The sequence below is a fragment of the Fictibacillus sp. NRS-1165 genome, from assembly GCF_050468105.1.
Taxonomy (GTDB): Bacteria; Bacillota; Bacilli; order Bacillales; family Fictibacillaceae; genus Fictibacillus_C; species Fictibacillus_C terrinigri.
Genome location: NZ_JBDPNU010000174.1, coordinates 1 through 3,138, shown reverse-complemented (window position 1 = coordinate 3,138; position 3,138 = coordinate 1). Strand labels below are relative to the sequence as shown.

Here is a 3,138-nt window from a genome sequence, read left to right as displayed (position 1 = left end):
CGTTTTACATAGTCATTTTCGAACCTGAAGATCACTAATCCCTCCTCTACCAGATCTATCGAAATAAGAAAAACCTTCGCAGAAAAATCTGCTTCAGGTAAAAAACGAAAATACGATGAGAACTTTTCATCGGTGTATACCCACTAAGGATGGAATTTGAGAATAACAAGTTAATTTTTCTTGACTTCACAAACTGTAAACATTAAAATTACAGTAATCCTTTTGAACAGGAAGCAATCAATTTGGAAAGTGGCTTTTAAAATAGATTAGTTTGTTAGGGACATTTACCAGACCATTATTCGTAATGTCTAGACGGCAAACTAAGCAAACTGTAACTTTTTTAATTACATTAAAAAAGGGAGGGATTTTGTATTTTTTGTAAGCAAAAAAATACTTTCATTAAAATTATAAGAATGAATTGGAGGATATAATAATGGCTATCTCACACGTAACAGATCAAACATTTAGCACTGAAATGAAAGAGGGATTAGTTTTAGTGGATTTTTGGGCACCATGGTGTGGTCCTTGTAAAATGATTGCACCTGTATTGGAGGAAATCGATGGTGAAATGGGTGCCAACCTTAGAATTATCAAGCTTAATGTAGATGAAAACGCAGAAACAGCAGGAAAATTTGGAGTCATGAGCATTCCAACGTTGATTCTTTTCAAAGACGGAGTGGCTGTAGATAAGGTTATCGGCTTCAATCCAAAAGAAGCGTTGACAGAAATAATTTCAAAGCATATGTAATACAGACTTTTTGAAAAAGAGATGAATCTATCTCTGAGCATACAAAGTTTGATATACCGTTCTGTTCTAAACCTTTCATCGATTGTGCGTTGGAAGTTCTTCAGCTGATGCTTTTCGCAATCCACTAGAACTTGCAAAGCTCACTTAAATTTCAGCCGAAATTGTTAACAACCACAAGTAAAAATACACTATAAGAAAAAGTGTTATCAACAAATCTTTTTCTTTTTGAGGAGAAAAAAATAATGAGTAAAAAAGCACTCTTAATTATACCGCCAGAACGTTTTAATGAAGATGAGTTATTCAAACCAAAAGAAGAACTTGAAAATGCAGGAGTCGAAGTTACCATTGCTAGCACCGTGGCAGGTGAAATTACTGGTGACTATGATAGAAAAGCAACGGCTTCTGTTATCTTTACGGACGTATCGCCCACAGAATTTGATGTTGTTTCGGTCATTGGAGGATCTGGTACAAATGATCATCTATGGGGAAATCAAAAATTCAAGGCTTTTTGAAGCAAGCTTACAATGAGAAAGTTCTTGTAACAGGAATTTGTGCAGGGGCTGTTACAGTTGCTAAAACTGGTTTGCTTTCTGGAAGAGAAGCAACTTGCTATCCAGTAGATGTTCAAAAGAACGAATTGATAGCTGTTGACGTTAACTATGTTGAACAACATGTAGTTGCATACGATGATATTATTACTGGCGATGGTCCACAAGGGGCGAAAGAATTTGGAAAAGCCCTTGTTAAAGCATTACGTTAGTTACATTTTAGTTGGATAGAGTGTGGTTCGGAAGTAAATTTTGAGCCCACCTCTTCCATTAATTATAAGCAGTTTTTGTGAGAAAGTTTATTGCGATTACAAGGAGGGTTTTTAGTTTGGACAAAAAAATATCACCAATTTATTTGAGGATGTTGAATTTACAGAACCTGCAGAGGCATTCAAAGAAGCTGGTCATCAAGTAATTACAATTGATAAACATGCAGGAAATGAAGTCACTGGTAAAAATGGCGCAACCGTAAAAATTGATAAAGCCATTGATGAGGTTAATCCTGCAGACTTTGATGCTTTGCTTATTCCAGGTGGTTTCTCCCCTGATTTACTTCGTGAAGATGACCGCTTTGGTCAATTCGCAAAAGAATTTATCCAAGAAGGCAAACCTGTTTTTGCCATTTGCCATGGACCACAAGTATTGATCGATACAGACCTGTTAAAAGGCGTTGACATAACTGGTTTCAAATCTATTCGTAATGATTTAAAAAATGCAGGGGCTAAATACAAAGATGAAGAAGTTGTGGTAAGCAATAATATTGTGACTAGCCGTTTTCCAGATGATATCCCTGCATTCAATCGTGAAGCGCTAAAACTGTTAGCAAATAAAATATAAAAAGAATTTTTTAAGGAGGGTTCATACAATGTCATTAAACGGAAAACGTGTAGTCGTAATAGGAGGTACTTCTGGTATCGGATTATCCGCAGCAAAGGCGTTTCTTGATGAATCTGCTCAAGTCATTATTGCAAGTCGTTCTGAGGCAAAACTAGCTGAGGCAAAGAATGTACTTGGTGGTAATGTCGAAGCATCCACTATTGATTTTCGCAGTGAAGAAAAACTAGCTGACTTTTTTAAAATGGTAGGGAATTTTGATCACCTGGTCGTTACGGCGGGTGAAGGTACAATGGGCCATTTTAATGACTTACCTGTTGCGGATGTTAGAGAAGCGTTTGATAGTAAATTTTGGGGGCAGTATTTAGCCGTTCGTGCTGCTATTCCGTACTTAAATGATACCAGTTCTATCACATTAACCTCTGGTGTTTATGGAATCCGTCCACCACAGGGGGCAACTACACTTGCTTCGATCAATTCAGCGATCGATGGATTGGTTAGAGGGCTTTCAGTAGACCTGGCCCCTATACGGGTAAATGTTGTTTCACCTGGTATTGTAGACACCCCACTCTACGGAGGGATGCCTGACGAGCAAAGACAAAATTTATACAGCAGCATTGCACAGCAGCTACCTGTTAATCGCGTGGCACAGCCTGATGACATTGCTGAGGCCTACGTGTACTTAGTGAAAAATGGTTTTACAACTGGTACTGTTCTTCTTATTGATGGCGGTGCTCACTTGGTGTAAGTGAGCATTAATATGTTATTTTTGTGGCTATATATATATACTACAACAATGTATAGCCACATTTATTTTTTTAATAATGATCCGATTTTTCAACAAATGGTAATAAATGAAGAATTGCAGTTCAAGAAAAACAAGGTGAGCTTTGAAGGGAATGTTGAAAATGAGTGTACATGACCATGAAAAAATAGTAAGAATGAAGCATTCACTTGAAAAACGTGTAGTAACCTTACCTGATGGAACCTTTCTTCCAAGTATTGGTC

The 3,138-nt window shown here is 37.2% G+C and carries 3 protein-coding genes and 1 pseudogene; all 4 read left to right on the top strand.

The features are described from left to right. Positions 1–433: 433 nt before the first annotated feature. The 4 genes and pseudogenes from trxA to ABHN01_RS25660 all read left to right on the top strand — a co-directional run bounded on the left by trxA (position 434) and on the right by ABHN01_RS25660 (position 2,878). Entirely contained in the window at positions 434–748 is a 315-nt protein-coding gene (gene trxA / locus ABHN01_RS25675) for a thioredoxin (RefSeq protein WP_429877894.1), read from the top strand. 242 nt (positions 749–990) lie between these two features. After that, positions 991–1,508, top strand: a pseudogene (locus tag ABHN01_RS25670) (DJ-1/PfpI family protein). Between the two features lie 130 nt (positions 1,509–1,638). Continuing rightward, positions 1,639–2,133: a type 1 glutamine amidotransferase domain-containing protein gene (locus ABHN01_RS25665; protein ID WP_429877895.1), complete on the top strand. Its 495-nt coding sequence runs from the start codon at positions 1,639–1,641 to the stop codon at positions 2,131–2,133. Positions 2,134–2,161: 28 nt separating this feature from the next. Next, entirely contained in the window at positions 2,162–2,878 is a 717-nt protein-coding gene (locus tag ABHN01_RS25660; RefSeq protein ID WP_429877893.1) for an SDR family oxidoreductase, read from the top strand. Positions 2,879–3,138: the final 260 nt, after the last annotated feature.